Below are 22,475 nucleotides of genomic sequence, written 5' to 3' on the forward strand. Positions count from 1 at the left end.
ATCATCATGTTCAGGAATACTGCGCGATGTCTCGACGCACTCTTTGTGATTGCGGGCGGGCTGCTCGCGCACAGGATGCGGTTTTCGACGCCGATCGCGTTGTCGGACACCGAGCATCTCCTGATCGCCTTTAACTGTGTACTCGTCTTGCTGATGTTTCCCGGCTTCGGCGTCTATGAACCGTGGCGCGGCAAGGCGCTGCCTTCCATGCTTTTGAGAGTTGCTGCCGCGTGGCTGGTCGTGGTCGCCACCGCCCTTGTGCTGGCGTTCACCTTGCACCGCATGGACGCGCTTTCGCGGCTGTGGTTCGGTTACTCGACGCTGATCTCCGGCGCCCTGATCATCGTCACCAAGTGCCTCGTGCATGTGTCCTTGCGCAGTGTGCGGCGGCGCGGCATGAACTACCGCACGGTCGCGATCGTCGGTGCGCCCGGTTTCGCGCGTACCTTGCTCGCGCATCTCGACCATGCGCTGGTCGATGTCGTCGGTTTACCGACGCTCAATCTGAGCGCGACGCCCGTCTCGTCGCCGCAGATGTGGCCCAAGCTGATCTTCGACCGCCTGTTCGCGGCGGCCGCGCTGCTGGCGCTCGCACCCGTGTTCGTCGTGCTCGCGATCGGCATCAAGCTGAGCTCGCCGGGGCCAGTGTTCTTCCGCCAGACCCGCAAGGGCGTGGACGGCCAGCCGTTCGCGATCTACAAGTTCCGCTCGATGACCGTGCACCACGAAGCCCCCGGCCAGGTCACGCAGGCCGCGCGCAACGACGCGCGCGTCACGAAGCTCGGCGGCTTCATGCGCCGCACCAGTCTCGACGAACTGCCGCAATTTCTGAACGTGCTGCTCGGCCAGATGTCGGTGGTGGGTCCGCGTCCCCATGCGCTCGAGCACGACGATCTCTACAAAGATCAGGTGTACGGCTATATGAACCGCTACCGGATCAAGCCGGGCATCACCGGCTGGGCGCAGGTGAACGGTTATCGCGGCGCCACGACCAAGGTCGAAAAGATGGAGACGCGCGTCAAGTTCGATCTCTTCTACATCGACAACTGGTCGTTCTGGTTCGACATGAAGATCGTGTTAATTACGATTTTCAAGGGTTTCGTCGGCCGCAACGCGTTCTGAGCATGCCGCTGCGGGCACCGCAGGCAGCTGAATGGCCGACTGAGCGGCAGTCGCAGCGCTCCGCACAAGGCTTGGCGCTGCGCCGTGCTTACAGGAACGCGCTGACGTCGGTATGAAAACGCAGGGCCAGCGCCTTCGCCACCTTTTTGCTGATGGCGCGCCGGCCCGCGAGAATATCGCTCACCACCGTGGGCGATGCGATACCGATCAGATCCTTTTGCTTGAGCCCGTGCGTCTCCAGCAAATGCCGCAACACCTCGCGCGGTTCCGCTTTCGGGATCGTCACGTTGCTCGCTTCCCAGCTTTCGATCAGGTCGGTGACGATCGCAAACAGATCAGCCAGCGGATCCTCACCGTTACCGTTCAGGTGATCGGAGAGCGCGTTGGCGAGCCGCACCATCTTCTGGTAGTCCTGCTCGTTGCGAATGGGTGTGATCGGTAGCTGGGTTTGCAGCGCAGCCCAGCTTTGAGCGATGTCGGGAAAGGCTCCCGGAAGGCGATCGGCATTCATGAGTTTAAACTCTTCCTCGTCCAAAGGTCGTATTTCGCATGCGTCCATACATGACGAACGAACCACGACTGCCTGTTGTAATGAATCGCCGCGATGATCCGGAACCCGTTGCCGCCAACGTTGAAAACAGTGTAGTGCGGCGGCACGTCGTCCACGCCCGCGAACGTCTGCTTCAGATCGTTATAGCCATACGCGAGGCAAGCCTGCGCCAGTGCGTACCACGCCAACAACGCACTGCGCGCCTCCGGATGTCTCTTTATAAAGTCCAGCAACTCCAACAACGCCTTCCTTGGCACGACCCGCATCGAATGTCGCCGCACGGTTTCGCGCACTGAACATGCACGCTCTACCTGCATGGCTAATAGGACGGGATCGGCACCGATAGTCAGCCGGGTGGCATAGACCGAACGGCCAGCTATGGCTTACAGCAGTACGACAAAAGCTTTCTATTCGCATATTGCGACGTTCGCGGTATGCGAATAAATGCTAATCGATCGCCAAACCGTATTCGATCCGCTCTGCCGCCGCCCCCCACAGCCGCGAGCCGGATGCCGCGATCGTGCGCGTCCCATCGGCCATGAAGGCGGGACGGAAAACCACCGCCGAAAACCGTTCGGCATTCGCGCGGCATGCCGCCGGGGTGATCTGTCCACTCCGCCGCTCGAAACGGTCAATTGCATCGAGCATCGACACAACCATTGGGTGTGCGAAATACACACCGGCTGGATGCGCCCCGCCTGTAGATAAACACCCCACGACCGTACCGACGAGTGTATGTGCCGCATCATTTGCTGTGCGTGCGCACGCCCACATTCGACGCGCGACAGTCCGCGAATAATGATGCCCCGTTATTCGCCTCTTGCGAACGGCGCATTCAATCACGTCGCCCGGCTTCGAGCTTTCTGCGCCCGACGATGGCAGGCCGGCTGCAGGCCGGAACAAATCAATGCGGGAGAACGAGCCCGCTGAAGCGGGCTCGCATGCGGCTGCAAAAGCGCGGTGATCAGCTCTTGCTGTATTCGATCGTCTCGACGCCCGTATCCGTGCCGAGCATGCACAGATTCGCGCCGCGGCCCGCGAACAGGCCCACCGTCACCACGCCCGGCCATGCATTGATGTGCATTTCCAGCGTGCGCGGGTCGCTGATGCGCAGCCCCTTGACGTCGATGATCTCGTTGCCGTTATCGGTAATGAACGGCACACCTTCCTTGGTCACGCGCACCACCGGCACGCCGCCGAGCGCCGTCACGCGGCGGCCGATCGCGGTACGCGCCATCGGCACGACTTCGATCGGCAGCGGAAAGTTGCCGAGCGTGTCGACCAGCTTGCTCGCGTCGGCGATGCAGACGAACACGTCCGACACCGAAGCGACGATCTTCTCGCGCGTCAGCGCGCCGCCGCCGCCCTTGATCATCGCGCCGCCATGATCGATCTCATCGGCGCCGTCCACGTACACCGGCAGCGAATCGATTTCGTTCAGGTCGAGCACCTTGAAACCGTGCGATTGCAGGCGCGCGGTGGTGGCGAGCGAGCTCGACACGGCGCCGCGATAGCGGGTCTTGCTGGCGGCCAGCGCGTCGATGAAACAGTTTGCGGTGGAGCCGGTGCCGACGCCGATCACGGAGCCTTCCGGCACGTTGGCGTTCACATAGTCGGCGGCGGCCTGGCCGACCAGTTGCTTGAGTTCGTCTTGGGTCATGGGAATGCAGGCGAGCGTAAAAAACGACAAGTTTACCGGAGTCGCGAGCGAGCTTCGTTTACTTCTTCACCGAGCGCTGACGCACCGCTTCGAACAGGCACACGCCGCTCGCCACGGACACATTCAGGCTTTCGACCGTACCCGCCATCGGAATCTGCATAACCACGTCGCAGGTATCGCGCGTGAGACGCCGCATGCCCTCGCCTTCGGCGCCCATCACCAGCGCGACCGGACCGTCGAGTTCGGTCTCGTAGAGGCTTTTGGTGGCCTCGCCGGCGGTACCGACCACCCACACGCCCGCGTCCTTCAACTCACGGAGCGCGCGCGCCAGATTCGTGACGGTGATGTACGGCACGGTGTCGGCTGCGCCGCTCGCCACTTTCGCTGCCGTCGCGTTCAAACCCACCGCGCGGTCACGCGGCGCGATCACCGCATGCGCGCCGGCCGCATCGGCCACGCGCAGGCAGGCGCCGAGATTGTGCGGATCGGTCACGCCGTCCAGCACCAGAATCAACGGCGAACCGTTGATGCCGTCGAGCAGTTCAGCCAGGTTCTGCGCGAGCGGCATGTCGCCCGCGCGCGCCACCACGCCCTGGTGCCGCTCGGTATGCGAGAGGCCCCACAGACGCGTTTCGTCGGCAGCGATCAGACGCACGCCGGCTTCTTTCGCCGCATGCAGGAATTCGGTCATGCGACGGTCTTTGCGCGTCGCGTCGTAATAGACCTCTTCGACCGTCGACGCGTCGTGCCGCATGCGCGCGGTCACTGCATGGAAACCGTATAGAACCTTGAGACGTGACATGACTGAAAAACCTTTGATTGAGCGCGCCTTGAAACGCGCGCTGCTGTGATGAATACAAGCCTGCTTACTGTGTTGCTGGCGTATCTGCTTCGGTACTTGACTTGCTTGCGATGAAACGAAGACCGCGCGCAACCGGTACGTCTGAACATACCCGATGCGCGCGGTTCAACCCGTCATGCGACTTCAGCGTTTCTTGCGGGCCTGCGGTTTCGATGCCGGCTTGGACGCAGCGCCGCCGTGCTTCTTCGCCGCGCCGCGTGCCGCGCGCGCTTCCTTGACGGCCGCGGTTTGCGCCGGGGCAGCCTTCTTGCGCCGGCCGCCCGCGCCGGCCGCCGCACCGCCTGCGCCGCCGTCCACCGGCGGCAACGAACGCACACGCGCCCCGCCGCTTTCACCGGATGCCTTGTCGCCAGGAGCCGGACGGCTCGCCGGCGGCTTGATCGGCGTATCGCGCACGAGGCGGAAGTCGATCTTGCGCGCATCGAGATCGACGCGGCTCACCTGCACCCGCACGCGATCCGACAGACGATAGCGAATGCCGGTGCGCTCGCCGCGCAACTCGTTCTTGATCTCGTCGTACTGGAAATAGTCCGAACCCAGTTCGGTGACGTGCACGAGGCCTTCGATAAAGAGCGAGTCGAGCTGCACGAAAATGCCGAACGACGTCACGCCGTTCACCATGCCGCCGTACTCTTCACCGAGCTTGTCGCGCATGAAGTAGCACTTGAGCCAGGCTTCGACGTCGCGCGAGGCTTCGTCCGCGCGGCGCTCGTTGGCCGAGCAATGCAGACCGAGCTCTTCCCAGATCGCCACGTTGTTGCCACGTTGGCGGCCGCGTTTTTCGTCGTCGGCTTGCTGCATCGCGCGGGCGCGCGGCGACAGCGCCGTATTCAACTCGACGCCTTGCGGCGGCTCCGGCTGATACTTGCGGCCTTGCAGGACCGCGTAGATCGCGCGGTGCGTGAGCAGGTCGGGATAGCGGCGAATCGGGCTCGTGAAGTGCGCGTACGCCTCGTACGCGAGACCGAAGTGGCCGATGTTGTCCGGACTGTAGACGGCCTGCTGCATCGAGCGCAGCAGCATGGTCTGCAGCATCTGCGCGTCCGGCCGTTCGCGGATCTGCGCCATCAGCGCGGCATAATCACTGGCGTGCGGCTTGTCGCCGCCGGCAAGCGTGAGGCCCATGCCGCGCAGGAAGGTGCGCAGATTTTCGAGCTTCTCGGCGGTCGGCCCAGCGTGCACGCGGTACAGACCCGGGTGCTTGTTGCGCTTGAGGAAGTCGGCCGCGCAGACGTTCGCGGCCAGCATGCATTCCTCGATCAGCTTGTGTGCGTCGTTGCGCGTGCGCGGAATGATCTGTTCGATCTTGCCCTGCGCATTGCAGACGATGTAAGTCTCGGTCGTATCGAAGTCGATTGCGCCGCGCTTCTGGCGTGCGGCGAACAGCGACTTGTAGACGCCATACAGATTCTGCAGTTGGGGCAGCAAGGCGGCGCGACGCGCAGCCTCCGGGCCCTTGGTGTTTTTCAGCACCGCGGCGACTTCGGTGTACGTGAGGCGCGCGGCGGAATTGATCACGCCGGGATAGAACTGATAGGCCTTCACTTCGCCACGCGCGGTGACGATCATGTCGCACACCAGCACGCAACGATCGACATGCGGATTCAGCGAGCACAGCCCGTTCGAAAGCTTTTCCGGCAGCATAGGAATCACGCGGCGCGGGAAGTACACCGAGGTGCTGCGCTCGAGCGCGTCGGCGTCGAGCCCGCTCTTCTGATGCACATAGTGCGAGACGTCTGCGATCGCGACGATCAGGCGGAAGCCTTCGCCGCGGCCGACCTGAACCGGTTCGCAATAGACTGCGTCGTCGAAGTCGCGGGCATCTTCACCGTCGATCGTGACGAGCGGCACGTCGCGCAGATCGATGCGATGACGCGCGTCGACCGGGCGCACTTCGTCAGGCAGCCTGGCGGCTTCGTCGAGCGCGGCCTCGCTGAATTCGTGCGGCACGCCGTACTTGCGCACCGCGATTTCGATTTCCATGCCGGGGTCGTCGATATCGCCGAGCACTTCCACCACGCGGCCGAGCGGCTGCGAATGACGGCTCGGGAAATCGGTCAGCTCGACCACCACCACCTGGCCGACCTTGGCCTTCTTGGTGTTCTGCGTGATCAGGATGTCGTGCCCGATGCGCTTGTCTTCAGGCGCGACGATCAGCGCGCCGTTCTCGTTGAGCAGACGGCCGATCACGCGCTTGTTGGCGCGATCCGTGACTTCGACGATATGCCCTTCCGGCCTGCCACGGCGGTCATAGCCGACAATGCGCGCGAGCACGCGATCGTTGTGCATGACCTTCTGCATTTCGCCGGTGGGCAGGAACAGATCGTCCTGGCCGTCGTCGCGAATGAGAAAACCGTAGCCGTCGCGATGGCCCTGTACGCGGCCCGCGACGAAGTTCGACGGATGGGTCAGCTGATAGAGATTGCGCTGATCGAGCCGGATCTGGCCGTCGCGCTCCATGGCGCCTAAGCGCTTGAAAAATCCTTCGCGCTCCTGGCGCTTGATCGACAGGGCTTCGGCGATGTCGTTCGCGGCAAGCGGCGCTTCACTCGTGCGCAGGACGCCCAGGATTTCTTCGCGGCTTGGAATCGGATACGGGAATTTGCTCAAGGGCTTGTCGATGATTTTTTCTCGTTGCATGGACGTCGGTCGGCGATGTGGCTCGGCTTAAGAAGCGTTTGGGTTGCGCTTAAGTTGCACTTGCGATTGCACTGGAATGACTGCTCGGGTCCGGCTCGTTCAAGTCTGAGTCCGACGGGGCGTGTGCACCGTGCCAACGAACTACTGCGAGGCATTCTAACACCCGTCTGGCGCGCCACGCGGCCCGTCAATAGTCGCTGTGAGCCGTATGCAGTCTCGCTGCGGCGATGTTTAAGTGGCCTTTGAGAAACGCTTGACAGCCCTGAATCTGTCGCTATAATGGCGTTCTTTGCTGTTCATCACCTGCCCAGGTGGCGAAATTGGTAGACGCACTAGGTTCAGGTCCTAGCGGTGGCAACACTGTGGAGGTTCGAGTCCTCTCTTGGGCACCAGATTCAAAAGTAAAGCCGCCTGATGTTTCACATAGGCGGCTTTACTTTTTGTGTGAGGCTACGTGATCCGATTCTGGTTTTTTCGATCGGAATACGTGGTTGGCAGGACGGTTGGGTCGACGTGAGTTGGCAGTTGTCGAGCAGTGGAGTTTTGCTCTGCTGCATGGCACAACCGGGCGGTTGATGAAGCGATCGTTTGTTTGCATGTAGGGATTGACACGCTGCATCATCACGCTAAAATAGCGGTCTAGCTTGAAGACGTGCCCAGGTGGCGGAATTGGTAGACGCACTAGGTTCAGGTCCTAGCGGTGGCAACACCGTGGAGGTTCGAGTCCTCTCCTGGGCACCAACAGTTGTTCCGGCGCAAGCCGAAGAAGTTCGAGAAACCCCGTAAGATCAGCGTCTTACGGGGTTTTTTGTTCTCTACAGATCCCTTGCGTTCCACTGACATCGACGATCTTTGCGTATACTGTTGCGTATACCAGATTCGGGGGCAAACCCATGCCCAGACGCGTCGAACCGAAGTCAGAGTTAGTGTTCCGTGCCGCCAAAGCGCGCGCCCGTTCCTACCTCCTCACGGATGGAAACGGACTCGCCCTAAGGGTCCAGCCGAACGGCACCAAAACCTGGCTGTTCCGCTATCGACGACCGAGCACAGGCAAGGAGAACTTCCACAGCCTCGGCCCCTACCCCGATATCACGCTCACTGATGCGCGACGGTCGGCCACTACCGCACGCAATCTCGTACGCGAAGGCATCGATCCGGTTGCATATCGCCAGGCCGAGTCCATCGCCCGCAAACGCGTGGCCGAAGGCGCCTTCCATCTCGTGGCCCAGCGCTGGCTCGACTTCAAACGCAAGGAATGGGCGGACGAAACCTACCGGAAGGCGGAGTTTGTCGTGCGCGAATACCTGACTCCCGCACTCCGCAACAAGCCCATTTCGACGCTTGCCACGCCAGAGGTCAAGCCCATACTCGAAGCGATTGCAGCTCACGCGCCTAACCTCGCGACCAAGGCACGGCAGTATGTCGTTGGCATCGTGACGTACGCCGTCCAGAACGGGTTGCGCGAAGATGGCGCCGCCTTGACACTGCGCGGCGTTGTGCCTCGCCACAGGAAAGGCCACATACCTGCGATCACCAGGCCTGCGGACATCGCTCCGCTCGTTCTTGCTATCGATGCCTACAGGTCACCCATTACCCGCGCCGCCCTCAAGCTCACCATGCTGACCGGTCTTCGCCCCGGCGTGGTTGCAGCGGTGCCGTGGACCGAGGTGAACCTCGAGACAGCTGAATGGCACGTCGCAGCCGAGCGGATGAAAATGCGGCACGATCACATCGTGCCATTGCCGAAGCAGGCCATCGCCGTCCTGAACGAGTTGCAGTCACTTACCGGTAAGGGGCACTATGTCTTTCCGTCCCCTGCCCGTCAAAAGACCCCTCATTTACATCGAGATGCATTGAGCAAAGCACTGCGAGAGATGGGCTTTCAAGGAAAGCACGCGACGCACGGTTTCCGGGGCATGCTTCGCACGGTCGGGCGAGAACGACTCGGTATGGATATCGATGTACTGGAAGCGCAACTGGCACACGCCAAACGTGGCGATGTACAAAAGGCCTACGATAGAACTACGTTTGACGATGATCGCCGCCGGGTCATGCAGGAGTGGGCCGATTATATTGATCGCCTAAGCATGCCAACGACAGAAACGGGATCGAGCAAGCGGACCTGAGCTGCATACCCACTCAATCGTCAATCACCGGGCTGGAGCCCCGTGGAGACGGCGGTTCCGCCAGTTCGTGTGATGACGATACCGTCAGTGATACCGAAAAATCCTGCCAGCACTTAGCGTGCTTTCTGCGGATCGCAATGGAAAGTCAATGCCCCTTCTATTTAAACTACCATGAAGATGGGGTACCTAAAGGCGATTTGTGAAGGTGATACCGTCATCGATACCGTCAGGCTCTTTCCGACACGGTCCGATCAGAACCGACCGGTGCCGCGATCTTCAGCTCCGGCCAAAGCATGCGATGGATTGCACTTACGCACTCGATCGCAGCGGACCCGCCTCTAGACGCCACTTATAGGTAGGCGATGCCCCGATTGAGAAGATGGGCCAATACGTCCTCGCGAGAAGATGACGGGTACGTAGCAGCCAGTGAAACCAGTGCGCACGCCACGCGCCGCGCAAGGCCGCGCGCCAAGACGCGCTGCTGAGTCGATATCTTCTCCAGTCCAGCCCGTCCGTGAATGAATGCGCTTCGCAACTCGAACAGGTTCTTATAGTCTTGCACTGCCTTGGCATCTGTAAGCGCCGCACCGATCCGTGCGGCTACCCGGTTTGTCGCCGATAATTTCGGGTGTGGGTCAGGGTTGGGACGCAGCTTACGTTTGTGATCGCTTTCCAGGCCCAACGATGCCTCGATCGCCGTCATGTGCGCTAGCACTTCGTCGACGCCATCCGCGAGGAAAGCGCGGACCAGGAAATGCACGACCGGCGTCTCGAAGAGCGGCGTTGCGAGCGCCGCTTGCAGCTCGGTCAAATCCGATTCGGTAAAGCGCGGTAGCTCCATCTTGGCGCTATCGTGAAGCGGCAAATAGGTCGGACGTTCAAGTTCTATCTCTTCGCCCCAATGATCTTGGACGATCCAGGGCTCAAGGCTGAGACTGTCGGGGTTCGGCGGCCGTGCTGATCTGACGAAAAGATCCTCGTCAAGCGTATAAATCCACGGTATCCGGAACCCACGCCAGTCAACATCTGGCATCGTTGACCACTCCTCCCACCGAGCCAGTAGCAGGAAAAAAAGCGCGCCTTCGACAGTCGGCGGAAAGCGGCCGAGATAGGGTTCGATTTCTCCGAAATCCCGCCGGATGTCGGAGAACAGCATTGGCACGGCACGCGCTTCCGGCCTCGGATCGACGGCGCGTTCCTCCTCGACCACCAGCCAATGGAACTGTGCAAGCCGTTCCGATTCGAACGGCAATGTCGGGAAGTTGCGCCGGAGTCTCGGCGCGTTGAACAACTTCTCCAACTCCTCGGCGGTGAACTGCGCGACTCGCGCATTGCCGAATGTCATCCGTGGCAAATCATCGGCTAGATCAAGCGGACAAATGTAACGGCGCACGGTCATTCTGCGCGAATAGGCCGCGGTAAGGGTTGCTGCGGCCGTTGGCAAATCGAGCGCGAGCGCCGATTTGTTGGACGGTAGCCCGCATGGAAGGCCAAACGACCTGAGCGCATTGCTCAGCGCGAATGTTGCTTTGCCTCCACCATAACGCTGATCGAGCAGCTCACTCAACGCAACGAAGGCTGGCGCCGTTAGCAAGTTGTCCGGTCCTGGCGGCGGAATGCGCCATAGTACGGCCAAAACGTCGAGAAGCTGCTGGTCTGCTTCCATCGCTAGCTGCAACCGTCGGCCACATCATTGCTGGTTTCCCAGCGCAACGGCTTCATGTAGTTATTCCTACCGGATTCCGCGATGAAATGGCGATAGGCGAAGGTGATCAGATCGCGTACCAGTTCAATAAGGCCGCCGACCGGGAGCCCGTCAAATGGATCGCCGTGAGCCATTGCGTTGCGGCGTTGCGCCAAAGTCGGTCTCGTCGTACCGATAAGCTGGCCGATTGCACTACCGCCACAGCGAGCGACAATCGGTATTTGTTCGTCGGTCAAACCGTCGGCATTCACCAGATGCTTGAGCACCGCTGCGAACGTCCGATCCTGCTTCCGGTAGTGGACTCCATAGCGGTCCATTAACGCGAGTTCCAGCGTGGTCAAGGCGACCAACTCACCAGCCTTAATTAGATCTGAGTCTATCCAGCCAAGTAAATAGAGCTTCTGCGCGCGGGCGTATTTCATGTGCACCAGATCCGGAATACGGGAGCCCATGTCAAGATGGCTGATAAAGGCACGCCATTGGTCCGCATGGTCGAATTGAATGAAGCCGCCAGTATTCCCTGGTACCGGCCAAGGCATCAGAAGCGGGTCTCGACGCGTTGGCAGTTCGATATGCGAAACATCCATGGATACGTTTCCCTCATTACAGTGATGAAATATCTGCTTTCTGTGCACGATCCAGCTTGCGATGAATCAGCGATACCATCGTAAGGATGTCCAACGCATCTTGCTCGGACATGGGCCAATTCGTCTTGGGTGCGTGGGCAAGCGGGTTGCGCACGGCTCCAAACAAGCCGATCAGCAGATTCGCAAAGCCTTTCTGCTCGCTTTTCTCGGATTCAGTGGTGAGCGGCCCCAACGTCAGAATGGGCTGCTGGCCGGCGAACGCCTTGTTCACCAGTTCAGCACCGTCGCCGGTGAGGCCGGAGAGCAATCGAATGCGCTCCGCGACGCCCTTGCTCGCCTCGAAGACGGCATGGAAATAGTTTTCATCCAGCAGCTCGACGCGGCAGTAATTCAGCACCTCTGCATGCACGCTTCGGCTTTCCAGAGCCGCCTTAAGCCGACCGGCACGCGCGCGCGCTGCGTCCAGGGTCGTTGCCTTATCGGCATGTCCGACCCTGCCATCCTCGCGAACGTAGAATCCCGAAAACGCCAACACGACGTTGAGTTCATCGCGCCGCCAAGCGAACGTGCCAGGGTCGCGCGCGTAACTCACTGGATTCGTCGCACGGTTGATGAACATGATGAGATGGTTGCCGACCTGATGTTGGTTCTGTACGCCGGCCAAGGCATTGAACAGCCGCTTCCATTTGGTGATGCCCGGCGATGGGTCGGCTACCTCAATCTCTTGCAACAGCCGCTCGATCTGCGTGCCGCTCAAGCCACGTTCGGTAACGATCCAGAACGCCGTGAAGCAGGCTTTTGACATTTCCTAGTGAGCGCCATGGCGACGGACAGAAGTACTCCCCGATCCGCTCGGAACGTCCGTTAAGCCAATCGAGCGGAACGTTGAACTCCGCAGCGATCGACTCGCACGCTGCCCCGGTCAGGTACGGATGCAGATCATGCGGCGTGGTCAGTGCTACGCGAGGGACTTTCGGGTCAACCTGAAGCGCCTGAACAATGCTTGACGGTGCCAGGTCGTGAGACGTCAGCACTCTTAAGACACGGTCGGCCGTCCCGTCGAATCTATTCAACAACCTCAACGCCCATTTCCCGAGTTCAGCTTCGAGGCGCATCACGGCGTCCTCGATCCGGGCCTCGCTACGCGATTGCGCCAGATTGAAAAGTCCGCCCAGATCCAAGATGTTCTTCTTCGCCGTGAAATCCAGACCCGAATCGCCCAGACACTTCTCGATAGCCCGTGCCGGATAACTGTCCTCCTTGCCGCAGATCATCACGATGTAGAGTTCGTCGGGTCTTGGTTCAAGCGACACGAATTTTGCGATCGTGTCCTTAACCTTGTTGAGGGTTCGCGTCGACGTGACCTGAACGCCCACCCTGCCGTCAAACGACAGGAGATCGATAGCCGGTTGCTTCGGATTGTCCGTGTTCAGATTCCTGAATGTCCCCCACCCGCACAGATCCGATAGCAGATCACACATCAGGGTCTCGGCAAGCCGGTTGCTGTCGAAAAAAAACGCGCCATTTTTGATTTCGACATAGTCCCTGAATATTGACAGCGCAAGTGCCAACCGGTCCAGCGCCGCATTTCGCGTGTTGTTTCCTGAATCCATGGTCACCGAGCCGACGCAGGCCGCCCATCAGCAATTGGTTGCATAATCGAATCGTCAATGGCAATTACCAATCAGCCGCCCCCGTTATTTCGCAGAGCCATCAAGGCTTTGACGAGCTTTGCCTTCGGGCCTGAACTGAACAGTAAGGCCATCCCGGCGTTTGAAATCATATCTCCGGACCATTAACCAGCGATCTCGCAAGTTCCCCACGGCGTCTGCAAGATCGCGCCGCTACCCGGCGACGCGTCGCCTACCGACCGCGCTCTGAACGTTACCACCTGTTCGTGCCCGTCCACAAACGGGCCGATCTCCAGCACTTCTAGTTCATATCCGCGGAATCTGATCCGCGAACCAGTAAAGGCACTCGTTCGCCGTTCGCGAGAAGCCCGGGTGGCATCCTGATGTCGAGAACGCGCGCCGGAAATCTCCTCGGACGCGAACATTTGATCAACTTTTGTCGGTAGAGGCATTGCCACATCAGTCCATTGTTCCCTACGGCATTCTAGCAAGCGAGCTCAGGCGTCCCCGCACTCACGTTGCGGGCCGGGCTTTCGCGCTGCGCGTCGAGCCGCGTGCCGCGTCTCGACCCTGATGGGCATCAATCCCTGACGCAACACCTGAACCCCCAAAAGACCTGTTCAGGTGGAGGCCGCTCACGGCCTCCACGATCGCGCTCGCCGCGCGGCGGCTCGTTCCGGTCAAACCCGAAGCTTCGCAGCCACCAGCCCGTGTGTTCCCGCCCAAATCTCGCGACCGTAGCCGATAGCGGCCCGGCGTCAAGGGGCGAGGGACCGTGTTGCCCGCACCCCTCCCTCGCCTTTTTCCTTGACGCCGGGCCGCTATCGGCTCCTTGGATCGCACGGGCGCGAACTCAGGAGACTGGCGGCAGCACTGCCAACCCCGGGTTCCACCGGGACGAGCCCAACCCCTAAGGGCGGGCGGAATCTTGGAGCCCGGTCAGCCCAACACCCTTCAATTTCTTTGTTGTGGAGAACGCCATGCAACTCGCTTCCTCTTTCCATTACGGCTCCCCGATGCTTCGCGCCGATGTGCCCCTGTCGGATGACCAGATCCACCGCGTTGCCCCGTCCATCTTCGCGGACGGCAAGCACGAAAGCCGTTCGGAACGCTACACCTACATTCCAACGATCGATGTGCTGCGCGGCCTGCGCAACGAAGGCTTCCAGCCGTTCATGGTCTGTCAGACACGCGTGCGCGATCAGGGCAAGCGCGAATACACGAAACACATGCTCCGGCTTCGCCACGCCGACCAGATCAACGGCGATGAAGCTAACGAAATAGTGCTCCTCAATTCGCACGATGGCACGAGTAGCTATCAGATGCTGGCGGGCGTGCTGCGCTTCGTCTGCCAGAACGGCATGGTGGCAGGCGACAACGTGGCCGATATCCGCGTACATCATAAAGGCAACATCGTTCAGAACGTCATCAATGGCGCATTCGACGTGCTCGACGGTTTCGACCTGATCCGCGAGCAGAAGGACGGCATGCGCGACGTGACGCTCGACCGCGACGAACAGCACGCGTTTGCCCGCTCCGCGCTCGCGCTGCGATATGACCCGACCGATGCCGAGGCACAGGCCCCCATCACCGAAAGCCAGTTACTCGCCCCGCGTCGCTTCGAGGATCGCCGGGACGACCTGTGGACGGTCTTTAACCGCGTGCAGGAAAACCTCACGAAGGGCGGCCTGCACGGGCGCTCGCGCACGGGCCGCGCGATGTCCACGCGCCCAATTACCGGTATCGACCAGAACGTAAAGCTCAACCGCGCGCTCTGGATGCTCGCGGACGCGATGCGCCAGATCAAGGCGTAAGCGCACAGGGGCGGCGCTCCGCCGCCTCGTTTCTTCCATGTCGATTAGGAATCCTATCCGGGTCGATTCCTTATCGGTTTCAGCAGTGCAGCGGCCCGGAACTTTTTCTTAACTTTCTGGAGTCAATCATGCAAGCCCAAGTCGAAACCACCACGGCAGACACTGCCGAAACAGCCTCCCTGCTCGAAACCAGCTTTGGTAACGAGCAACCTATCGTGACGGTGCCCTATTCCAGTCTTCGGCGTTCGCCGCTTAACGCGCGCACCGAGCCACTGTCCGGCATTCCCGGCCTCGCCGCCAACATACGCGCGAAGGGGCTGCTGCAAAATCTCGTCGTCCACGAAATTAAGGGATCGCGTGGCAAGCAGCGCCGGCACGGCGTTTGCGCGGGCCAGCGCCGTGAGGCCGCGCTCGACCTGCTATATGAACAGAAGCACATCACCGCCGACTATCCGGTGCCCGTTCGGATCGTCAGTGAAGGCGAAGCCCTTGCCAATTCGCTGATCGAGAACAGCGAGCGCGAGGGACTCGACCCGTTCGACGTGCTGCGCTCGTACCGGATGCTGGCCGAGGAAGGTCGCAGCGTCGATTACATCGCCGCGCTCTTTTCCGCCTCGCCGCTCACGGTCAAACGGCGCATGAAGCTTGCCAACGTATCGCCCAAGCTGCTCGCCCTGCTGCGCGAGGATGCTATTACCCTCGACCAGCTTGCGGCGCTCGCACTAGCCGACGATCCTGAAACGCAGGAGCGCATCTGGTTTGATGCACTGAACGACTGGCAGCGCGCACCGCAATATCTGCGGCAAGCGATCACACGGTCAGAAGTCGACGCGAGCCGCAGTCGTCTGGTGCGCTTCGTCGGACTCACGGCCTACGACGCAGCGGGCGGTTTTGTGCGGCGTGACCTGTTCAGCGACGCCGAAAACGCCGGATTCATTGCCGACGCTGAACTGTTGCAGCGACTAGCGGGCGAGAAACTCGAAGCCGTTGCCGAGGAAGTCCGCGCCGAAGGGTGGAACTGGACGGAGACTCGGATCGAGCGTGACGTGCTCGAACTGAACCGCTACGACAAGCTCGATCCGCTCAACCGCCCGTATACCGAGGACGAGCAGCGCGAAATGGATGCACTGACGGCGCGGCAGGACGAACTCGCGGACCAGTACGATGCGCTCTCGGAAAATGACGAAAACGCCTACGACGAAGGCGAACGGATCGAGGCCGACCTAAACGCAGTCACTGCCACGATTCAGGCACTGGAAATCCGCACACAGGCGTGGGACGCGCAGCAGATGGCCGAAGCGGGGGCGTTCGTGATCCTCGACCCGCAAGGCAATCTGATCATCGAACGCGGGCTGGTGCGCCGTGACAGCGAAGCCGGACACGACGCAGGCGCGGCAACGGTCGGACAAGCTGTCGCGGCGCTCAAGGAGGCAAACCGAAAGGTCAAGCCGGTTCACAGCGCGAAGCTCTGCCAGCGTCTGAGCGCTCATCGCACCGCTGCCATCCACGCGGAACTGATCGCACAGCCGTCCGTTGCCCTCGCCGCCCTGCTGTTCCGGCTCGCGCCGATCGCCTTCCCCGAACGATATGGCGTCGGGTCGAGCCGGGACTACCTCGAACTCAACGCCAGCAGCAACCACGATGCCCTGCTCAAGGCCGCTGACGATCTGCCCGCCAGCCCCGCATGGAGCATCATCGACGCGCAACGCCAGCAGTGGCTCGCGACCCTCCCCCGGAATCTGGCTGATCTGCTGCCGTGGCTGACCGAGCAAGACCCCGGCACGACGCTGCTCGACCTGCTCGCGTTCTGCACCGGCAGCCTGCTTGACGGAGTAACCGGCACAGAAGGGCCGCAGGCCATTAACGCCCTGAGCAACGTGCTGCAGCTCGACATGACCCGGTACTGGACGCCGACCCGCGCCTCATATTTCGATCATGTCAGCAAGGCGCGCATCGTGGACGTCGCGATGCAGGCAGTTTCGCCCAAGATCGCCCTCGACCTCAGCAAGATGAAGAAGGGCGATGCGTCTGCTGCTGCGGAGATGCGGCTCGCAAAATCGGCATGGCTCCCGGAAATCCTCACCGATCGGGAAGCTCCGCCCATCCATGCCCTCGGCGTAATGACGGCCCAGGATGACGAGACTGACGAGGACGATCCGGAGAACCCACAGGAAGCCAGCGCAGGCGCCGCCGACGCGCAGGAAACGGACTCTGCGACCGACGCCGCACAGACGGGCGGCAGCTTCCCGGCATGGCCCTTCCCGACCGCCGCCAGCGTGGCGAATACGGAAGTGATGCAGCACACCGCGTAAGCAACCTACTCCCCCGCCCGCGCTCACGCGCAGGCGGGGCTTATAGCTTAGCTGACGTGCCCGCTCGACACGATTACCGCACCGACCAACATCACAAACAAGACGGCCACGGCTATCGATAAACGACGCAGGGCGCGAGTAAAACGCCGCTCTGCCACTTCAAGGCTCGCTTCCGTCCGTGTTGCCACCTCAGCTATCGCCCGCTCGAACAGGCCCACCGCACCGTCCATCCGCTCCCTCTGTTCCCGCGCCGCCACCGCGGCCGCACCGATAAACCGGTTACAGGCGATCCCTACGACCCGATTGGCCAGCCGGTCGGCCAGCACGGCTATCGATGCTTCATTGAGTTTCGCCAGCGCGGCCTGATATCTCGCTTCGTGCTCCCGGATCATGTCCTCAGCCAACTGGATCGTTGCCTTGCAGCGCGCGAGCGCGTCCCGATGCTGGCGCATCAAGGTATCGGTCGCCGTCTCGGCTTCTCGACGCACTGCGTCGAAACTGCCGTCACCGGCCCTTCGTATCCGGTCGGGCATCGCCTCGTAAAGCCGCGCATAGTATTCCAGCACGGCGATCATCGACCACAGCGCATCGTTGTCCCGCAGGCTCAGCGCGGTGGAAACCCGCCTCATGCGCAGGAGACTGGCATCGTCGGGTAATTCACCCGCGACATCGAGAAACAGGCGGGCGAGCGCATCCGGTGGCCGCACCCGCCGGTTACGCATTGCCCGTCACCCTAGCAAACATCGTGCTGCACAGCGCGCGCCAACGTAGCAGTTCGGCCCGCTCGCCGATGTGCATCGTTTCCGCCGCCTTGCGTATCGACAGGCGCTGACTGCGAAGCTCGTCGGCTACCCGATCCGCGAGATCAGGAAAATCCAGCGACTGACCTTGTGCCTCGATGGCCTTGCGCAGTTGCGAGTCCCGATACAGGGTGAATTTTTCAGGCGTGCCGAAATAGCCGTTGCGCACGACGTGCGTGACTGCATTCGGGAACGTCGCACCAAACTTGAGGAGCAGTTCCAGGCTGTCGCGTTGCCGGTTGATGACCCACAACACGACGAGACGCCGAGCCAGTTCGTCCAGCGTGCTGGCGAGCGTTTCGCCGTACTGCGCAACGCCCACCTGACTCCGCGCCGCCGTGTTAACGATGACCGTCGAATCCCGGTGCGCGTCGCAAAAATTAACGAAATCGATCCAGCCACTCACATCGTCCAGATCGCATGACCCGCATTCGATTTCGTCATGAACGGCCTTCATGACATCGGGATTGGATGTATCCGTCTCGACCAGCACGACATTCATATCCATGCGCCGCAGGTAATCGACTAACGCCAGTGTCACGAAACTCTTGCCGACACCGCCCTTGCTGCCACCGACCATATAGATAGGAGGATTTTCCGTTGCCATGTCATACCTCTACAGATTTTCGGTATCTGGACTGATCGGAAATCCGAGGAAGCCCTGTACCTGTGTGAGTCCCGGCCTGGTTACTCCCCCATCCCTTTTCTGTTGCGATCCGGCATATAGCGGGTTATCGCGTGCCGCATTCGTCTGCGCCGGTTTCTTGCCCCGTGCTGGCCCTGCGGCATGACCTCGTACCGCTTCTTTGCTTTCCCGTCGAATTCGCCCGTTTCCCTCACTGCGGCGCATCGCGTATCTCAAGGAATTGAGATTCACGTCGATGCCTTCCTGCGCCGCCTGTTCGATCACTTCACTGAGCGTGTATCCCTTCTCCCGCGCCGTACTGATTTGCGTCCGTATGGATTTAACGCCGTCTCCCACCTTGAGGTGCTGCTCGTCTTTCGCTTTTTCCGGCAGTGCATCCAGCCTGCGTCCAAGTGCCTCCCATTGTCCTCGCGCGAAACTTCTGATAATCGGCATGATTCACTCCGATGCAACGCCCTCTCATGCATGTTGCGTAGGCATTCCCCCGAAGTCAATACCTGTCGCTACTGGTCATTGAGATCGATGGAATACATCGGAATGCAGAGGAATATGATGGAACAGAAAAATTTTTCCGCTGTTAGCTGAAGTCCTCTCGATATGCATGGAATTCAACACGCCTTGCCACGCGCACACACCGGCATCAACGACACGTGAGAATCATGTTCTCATCGAGCAACACGGAGGACACAGAAGCACCAGCCCTGCTACGGGCAAGTGAACGCGATATTCACTTGTCTTGAATCGTCTTTAGCACGCTGCCTACACGCGCACGCATCCGACTTGCACAGGAGATCACAGCCATGCAACAGCGCAGTGCCCGCGAATGTCACCTGATCTGCACGGGATGTTGTGTCTAGCGCGAACTCCGTTTTTCGCGTGCCGAGGTGCTTCAACCACGCCGTCACATCAAACGCACTCGGGATCAATCGGCAATGTTCATGCGACTTGCACCTTTTTTTTATCACCGCGTTGCTCGCGCTACGCACGGCGATTACACGGGACTGAATTTTTTTTGCACATGACTTGTGCATCGCTTGCACGGGACTCACACTCAGCCCCGAAAACAAACGTAGAAACAAGTGATGGCAGGATAGGCTATCGCCGGTTTTGGGCGCCATGTGCGACACACTTCTACCAGACAAGCATGGTCACAGCCTCAGTAAACTTGCGCTTGTTAACAAACAAGCTCTCTCGCGTCGACCGGGATCCTGCCGCGTACTCCGGCAATCTGATCGATCAGTTCAACGCGAACGTCGAGAACTGTATTCACAGCCGCCGAAATAGCCAACTGCCCGAGCACGACGCGTTTCAACTGTGACGGCGCCGACATCGCACGCATGGTGCCGGAACTGGCGTCCGCGGCCATCCGGCAGATGATGAACCGCATCGCCGATGAACGGAAATTGCGGCGTGCCGCCGATGCGGTGCTGGAATTCATGCACCGGCATCAGATCGCGGCACATTGGAGGCGCGCCGACCCGGCATCGTCGAACATGATGTCGCTGGAGACGGCCCGTGCTGTCTGGCAAGCCCGGCCCGACCCGCGCCGGCGCACTGCGTCGATGGGCATGTACACGCGTGTGCGCGATCGCTGGGGTATCTTCTACGATCAACCCATTGTCCTCAATGAGCGGCAGGCCGCGGCAGCGATTGAGGGCATGATTCGCCAAAGCGGTATCGACGACGTGGCACAGCTTGCAGCCGATACCCATGGATATACGGACTATGCGATGGGCTTCGCACGGGCTTTAGGCTTTGACCTGTGCCCACGGCTTTCGCGTCTCCGTGACCGGCGCCTGCACGTCCCGCAGCAACATACCGTCCCTGCGGAGCTGATTGCCGTCACCGATCGCGATGTCCGGATGGATCTGATTGGGAGCATCTGGGACGAGTTCGTTCGTGTCGCCGCCTCGGTGCAGACCGGCCAATGCACTTCGGTGCAAGCGCTCTCGCGCTTCGGTTCGGCGTCACGAGGACAGCCGGTATACGATGGCGGTGTCCATATCGGGCGGCTGTTCCGGACGATTTACCTAATCGACTACCTCACCAATCCGGCATTTCACGCCGAATTGCAGCATGTGCTCAATCGTGGGGAGGCGGTACATACCGTTCAGCGGGCGATCCACATCGGCAAGATTCCGCTGGAACTGGCCGGACACCATGACTCGCTCTCGGCGGTGTCCTCGGCGCTGGCGCTGCTCATCAATGCCGAGATGGCGTGGAACACGATCCACATGCAGTGTGCGATCGACCAGATGGACTCGATGAGTGGAGAGACCGTTCAGGCGGCGGATTTGCGGCGCATCGCGTCGACGCAGCTCGAAGGCATCAACCTGCGCGGAACGTTCAATTTCCCGATCGCACGCTATGCGCATCATTTGCTGCCGAGCGTCGCCGGCCTGAATGCGCAGCAGCGACGGCTAGCTTGACCCGCAGTGATCTCCATCGGCGCGCCGCTACTCGAATTCCGCCCGATGCGCGCAGGGCGATCGGCACTCCCCCCGCGGCCACTTCGGTCGGGAGATCAAAAAACGAAAACGACCAGACAGGAAGTGCCTGATTTGGTGAGGTATTTTAACAGGGCCGCCTCGCAAACTCGCATCAAACCCAGACCAACCTACCGTCGCAAATTGCATTGAAATCAAGGGTAGGGCCAGAGGGACTGTGAACCGCCCCGGATTTGGTGGAGGCTCCAATTTTTGAGAAAATGGAGCTATGAACAAGTCGAACAAATTTTCTGCTGAAGTCCGCGAGCGTGCTGTGCGCATGGTGCAAGAGCATCGGGGCGAGTATCCCTCGCAGTGGGCAGCGATCGAATCCATCGCCCCCAAGATCGGCTGTACGAGCCAGACGCTGCTGGGATGGGTCAAGCGAGAAGAAGTTGATAGGGGTGAGCGTGAGGGCGTCACGACGTCGGAACGTGAGCGCCTCAAGGCACTGGAGCGTGAGGTTAAGGAACTGCGCCGTGCCAATGAGATCCTGAAGCTGGCGAGCGCATTTTTCGCCCAGGCGGAACTCGACCGCCGCCTGAAGTCCTGAAGGCCTTTATCGATCAGCATCGCGACACCTTCGGGGTCGAGTCGATCTGCAAGGTCTTGCGGATTGCCCCGTCTGGCTATCGGCGTCATGCCGCACAGCTTCGCGATCCGTCGCGGCGCTGTGCCCGAGCGAAACGCGATGAGTTTCTGAGTCCGGAAATCAAGCGAGTCTGGCAGGCCAACATGCAGGTCTACGGCGCAGACAAAGTCTGGAAGCAGTTGAACCGGGAGGGTATCGCGGTGGCACGTTGCACCGTCGAGCGGCTGATGAAGCAACAGGGTTTGCGCGGTGTGAGGCGTGGAAAGCGAGTTCGCACGACGATCCCCGACGTATCGGCTCCACGCCCGCTCGACCGGGTCAACCGTCAGTTCAAGGCTGACCGGCCGAACCAGCTCTGGGTTTCGGATTTCACGTACGTCTCGACGTGGCAGGGCTGGCTTTATGTCGCATTTGTGATCGACGTATTTGCTCGGCGCATTGTCGGCTGGCGCGTCAGCTCGTCGATGACCACGGACTTCGTTCTGGATGCACTTGAACAGGCGCTGTACGCTCGACGGCCGGACAATGACGGAACACTGATCCATCACTCCGATAGAGGTTCGCAATACGTCAGCATTCGCTACAGCGAACGGCTGACCGAAGCAGGCATCGAGCCGTCGGTTGGCAGCAGGGGCGACAGCTACGATAACGCGCTGGCTGAAACGATCAACGGGCTGTACAAGGCAGAAATGATTCATCGTCGTGCGCCGTGGAAAACGCGTGAGTCCGTCGAATTGGCGACGCTGGAATGGGTAGCCTGGTTCAACCATCATCGGCTGATGGAACCTCTCGGCTATATCCCGCCCGCTGAAGCTGAGGCAAACTACTACCGGCAATTCAGCAATACCATCGCTGTGCCGGCATCAACTTAAACCAACCAGCCTCCACGATTCTCGGGGCGGTTCACTGCGGCGCATACGTCGGCTGCATCGCCAGCAATAG

Annotated in this window: 17 protein-coding genes, 2 tRNA genes, 2 pseudogenes and 1 other annotated feature; of the genes and pseudogenes, 8 read left to right on the forward strand and 13 right to left on the reverse strand. The window is 60.6% G+C overall.

Annotation, left to right across the window (positions count from 1 at the left end; all coding sequences use genetic code 11):
• The first annotated feature begins 6 nt into the window (after positions 1-6).
• Complete coding sequence (locus AYM40_RS11765) at positions 7-1,122, forward strand: exopolysaccharide biosynthesis polyprenyl glycosylphosphotransferase (protein ID WP_063496376.1); 1,116 nt, start codon at positions 7-9, stop codon at positions 1,120-1,122.
• Between the two features lie 88 nt (positions 1,123-1,210).
• Here the strand turns inward: AYM40_RS11765 and AYM40_RS11770 are convergent, their stop codons facing one another.
• The 6 genes and pseudogenes from AYM40_RS11770 to rnr all read right to left on the reverse strand — a co-directional run bounded on the left by AYM40_RS11770 (position 1,211) and on the right by rnr (position 6,834).
• Positions 1,211-1,633 carry a helix-turn-helix domain-containing protein gene (locus AYM40_RS11770; RefSeq protein ID WP_063496377.1) on the reverse strand — a complete coding sequence of 141 codons (423 nt, stop codon included), beginning with the start codon at positions 1,631-1,633 and terminating at the stop codon, positions 1,211-1,213.
• Entirely contained in the window at positions 1,630-1,938 is a 309-nt protein-coding gene (locus AYM40_RS11775) for a type II toxin-antitoxin system HigB family toxin (RefSeq protein ID WP_063496378.1), read from the reverse strand. Before AYM40_RS11775 ends, AYM40_RS11770 begins: the two co-directional genes overlap by 4 nt.
• Positions 1,939-2,119: 181 nt before the next feature.
• Positions 2,120-2,371: pseudogene (locus tag AYM40_RS11780) on the reverse strand (glycosyltransferase family 4 protein); the annotation flags it as partial.
• A gap of 265 nt (positions 2,372-2,636) precedes the next feature.
• Positions 2,637-3,332, reverse strand: a complete 696-nt coding sequence (rpiA, locus tag AYM40_RS11785) for a ribose-5-phosphate isomerase RpiA (protein WP_063497972.1) — start codon at positions 3,330-3,332, stop codon at positions 2,637-2,639.
• A 58-nt stretch (positions 3,333-3,390) separates the two neighbouring features.
• Positions 3,391-4,134, reverse strand: coding sequence for a 23S rRNA (guanosine(2251)-2'-O)-methyltransferase RlmB (rlmB, locus tag AYM40_RS11790; protein ID WP_063496380.1), 744 nt, complete (start codon positions 4,132-4,134; stop codon positions 3,391-3,393).
• Between the two features lie 183 nt (positions 4,135-4,317).
• The gene (rnr, locus tag AYM40_RS11795; RefSeq protein ID WP_063496381.1) at positions 4,318-6,834 is read right to left on the reverse strand and encodes a ribonuclease R; all 2,517 of its coding nucleotides are present in this window, start codon (positions 6,832-6,834) and stop codon (positions 4,318-4,320) included.
• Between the two features lie 305 nt (positions 6,835-7,139).
• Between rnr and AYM40_RS11800 the strand changes: the two genes are divergently transcribed.
• The 3 genes from AYM40_RS11800 (at position 7,140) to AYM40_RS11810 (ending at position 8,960) form a co-directional block, all read left to right on the forward strand.
• A tRNA-Leu gene (locus AYM40_RS11800) sits at positions 7,140-7,226 on the forward strand.
• Between the two features lie 262 nt (positions 7,227-7,488).
• Positions 7,489-7,575, forward strand: a tRNA-Leu gene (locus tag AYM40_RS11805).
• A gap of 152 nt (positions 7,576-7,727) precedes the next feature.
• Positions 7,728-8,960 carry a tyrosine-type recombinase/integrase gene (locus AYM40_RS11810; RefSeq protein WP_063496382.1) on the forward strand — a complete coding sequence of 411 codons (1,233 nt, stop codon included), beginning with the start codon at positions 7,728-7,730 and terminating at the stop codon, positions 8,958-8,960.
• A 349-nt stretch (positions 8,961-9,309) separates the two neighbouring features.
• Here the strand turns inward: AYM40_RS11810 and AYM40_RS11815 are convergent, their stop codons facing one another.
• Genes AYM40_RS11815 through AYM40_RS11830 form a run of 4 tightly spaced genes read right to left on the reverse strand, consistent with a single transcriptional unit; the run spans position 9,310 to position 12,865 of the window.
• Positions 9,310-10,626: a hypothetical protein gene (locus AYM40_RS11815; protein ID WP_063496383.1), complete on the reverse strand. Its 1,317-nt coding sequence runs from the start codon at positions 10,624-10,626 to the stop codon at positions 9,310-9,312.
• Positions 10,627-10,628: 2 nt separating this feature from the next.
• Positions 10,629-11,252, reverse strand: coding sequence for a hypothetical protein (locus AYM40_RS11820; RefSeq protein ID WP_063496384.1), 624 nt, complete (start codon positions 11,250-11,252; stop codon positions 10,629-10,631).
• Positions 11,253-11,268: 16 nt separating this feature from the next.
• The gene (locus tag AYM40_RS11825; RefSeq protein WP_236720823.1) at positions 11,269-12,009 is read right to left on the reverse strand and encodes a TIGR02391 family protein; all 741 of its coding nucleotides are present in this window, start codon (positions 12,007-12,009) and stop codon (positions 11,269-11,271) included.
• Positions 11,969-12,865, reverse strand: a complete 897-nt coding sequence (locus tag AYM40_RS11830; protein ID WP_063496386.1) for an SMEK domain-containing protein — start codon at positions 12,863-12,865, stop codon at positions 11,969-11,971. The genes AYM40_RS11825 and AYM40_RS11830 overlap by 41 nt, the downstream gene beginning before the upstream one ends.
• A gap of 998 nt (positions 12,866-13,863) precedes the next feature.
• On the opposite strand from AYM40_RS11830, the gene AYM40_RS11835 reads away from it, so the two are divergent.
• Both AYM40_RS11835 and AYM40_RS11840 read left to right on the forward strand, forming a co-directional pair.
• Positions 13,864-14,697, forward strand: a complete 834-nt coding sequence (locus AYM40_RS11835) for a DUF932 domain-containing protein (RefSeq protein WP_063496387.1) — start codon at positions 13,864-13,866, stop codon at positions 14,695-14,697.
• Positions 14,698-14,825: 128 nt separating this feature from the next.
• On the forward strand, positions 14,826-17,009 hold the full coding sequence (locus tag AYM40_RS11840; protein ID WP_063496388.1) for a ParB/RepB/Spo0J family partition protein: 2,184 nt from the start codon (positions 14,826-14,828) through the stop codon (positions 17,007-17,009).
• A gap of 47 nt (positions 17,010-17,056) precedes the next feature.
• Here AYM40_RS11840 and AYM40_RS11845 read toward each other — a convergent pair whose 3' ends face one another.
• From AYM40_RS11845 to AYM40_RS11855, 3 genes are read right to left on the reverse strand one after another with little or no spacing between them, the layout of a single operon-like run.
• The gene (locus AYM40_RS11845; RefSeq protein WP_063496389.1) at positions 17,057-17,731 is read right to left on the reverse strand and encodes a hypothetical protein; all 675 of its coding nucleotides are present in this window, start codon (positions 17,729-17,731) and stop codon (positions 17,057-17,059) included.
• Complete coding sequence (locus AYM40_RS11850) at positions 17,724-18,416, reverse strand: protein mobD (RefSeq protein WP_063496390.1); 693 nt, start codon at positions 18,414-18,416, stop codon at positions 17,724-17,726. The genes AYM40_RS11845 and AYM40_RS11850 overlap by 8 nt, the downstream gene beginning before the upstream one ends.
• Before the next feature lie 9 nt (positions 18,417-18,425).
• The gene (locus AYM40_RS11855; protein WP_063496391.1) at positions 18,426-18,890 is read right to left on the reverse strand and encodes a hypothetical protein; all 465 of its coding nucleotides are present in this window, start codon (positions 18,888-18,890) and stop codon (positions 18,426-18,428) included.
• 884 nt (positions 18,891-19,774) lie between these two features.
• Between AYM40_RS11855 and AYM40_RS11865 the strand changes: the two are divergent.
• Both AYM40_RS11865 and AYM40_RS11875 read left to right on the forward strand, forming a co-directional pair.
• Positions 19,775-20,884: pseudogene (locus AYM40_RS11865) on the forward strand (Tn3 family transposase); the annotation flags it as partial.
• 286 nt (positions 20,885-21,170) lie between these two features.
• Positions 21,171-22,405, forward strand: a protein-coding gene (locus AYM40_RS11875) for an IS3 family transposase (protein ID WP_420488449.1) whose coding sequence is annotated in 2 segments (ribosomal slippage) — positions 21,171-21,459 and positions 21,459-22,405 — 1,236 coding nt in all. Because the reading frame shifts where the segments join, the coding sequence is not laid out codon by codon here.
• Positions 21,449-21,565: a sequence feature (AL1L pseudoknot), on the forward strand. (Overlaps the previous gene by 117 nt.)
• Positions 22,406-22,475: the final 70 nt, after the last annotated feature.

The organism is Paraburkholderia phytofirmans OLGA172 (assembly GCF_001634365.1).
Taxonomy (GTDB): domain Bacteria; phylum Pseudomonadota; class Gammaproteobacteria; order Burkholderiales; family Burkholderiaceae; genus Paraburkholderia.

Coding starts and splice junctions, on each gene's coding strand:
- rlmB (WP_063496380.1), bottom strand. CDS start 4,134: ATGTCACGTCTCAAGGTTCTATACGGTTTCCATGCAGTGACCGCGCGC.
- AYM40_RS11850 (WP_063496390.1), bottom strand. CDS start 18,416: ATGGCAACGGAAAATCCTCCTATCTATATGGTCGGTGGCAGCAAGGGC.
- AYM40_RS11840 (WP_063496388.1), top strand. CDS start 14,826: ATGCAAGCCCAAGTCGAAACCACCACGGCAGACACTGCCGAAACAGCC.
- AYM40_RS11845 (WP_063496389.1), bottom strand. CDS start 17,731: ATGCGTAACCGGCGGGTGCGGCCACCGGATGCGCTCGCCCGCCTGTTT.
- AYM40_RS11775 (WP_063496378.1), bottom strand. CDS start 1,938: ATGCGGGTCGTGCCAAGGAAGGCGTTGTTGGAGTTGCTGGACTTTATA.
- AYM40_RS11810 (WP_063496382.1), top strand. CDS start 7,728: ATGCCCAGACGCGTCGAACCGAAGTCAGAGTTAGTGTTCCGTGCCGCC.
- AYM40_RS11765 (WP_063496376.1), top strand. CDS start 7: ATGTTCAGGAATACTGCGCGATGTCTCGACGCACTCTTTGTGATTGCG.
- AYM40_RS11820 (WP_063496384.1), bottom strand. CDS start 11,252: ATGGATGTTTCGCATATCGAACTGCCAACGCGTCGAGACCCGCTTCTG.
- AYM40_RS11815 (WP_063496383.1), bottom strand. CDS start 10,626: ATGGAAGCAGACCAGCAGCTTCTCGACGTTTTGGCCGTACTATGGCGC.
- AYM40_RS11770 (WP_063496377.1), bottom strand. CDS start 1,633: ATGAATGCCGATCGCCTTCCGGGAGCCTTTCCCGACATCGCTCAAAGC.
- rpiA (WP_063497972.1), bottom strand. CDS start 3,332: ATGACCCAAGACGAACTCAAGCAACTGGTCGGCCAGGCCGCCGCCGAC.
- rnr (WP_063496381.1), bottom strand. CDS start 6,834: ATGCAACGAGAAAAAATCATCGACAAGCCCTTGAGCAAATTCCCGTAT.
- AYM40_RS11855 (WP_063496391.1), bottom strand. CDS start 18,890: ATGCCGATTATCAGAAGTTTCGCGCGAGGACAATGGGAGGCACTTGGA.
- AYM40_RS11830 (WP_063496386.1), bottom strand. CDS start 12,865: ATGGATTCAGGAAACAACACGCGAAATGCGGCGCTGGACCGGTTGGCA.
- AYM40_RS11835 (WP_063496387.1), top strand. CDS start 13,864: ATGCAACTCGCTTCCTCTTTCCATTACGGCTCCCCGATGCTTCGCGCC.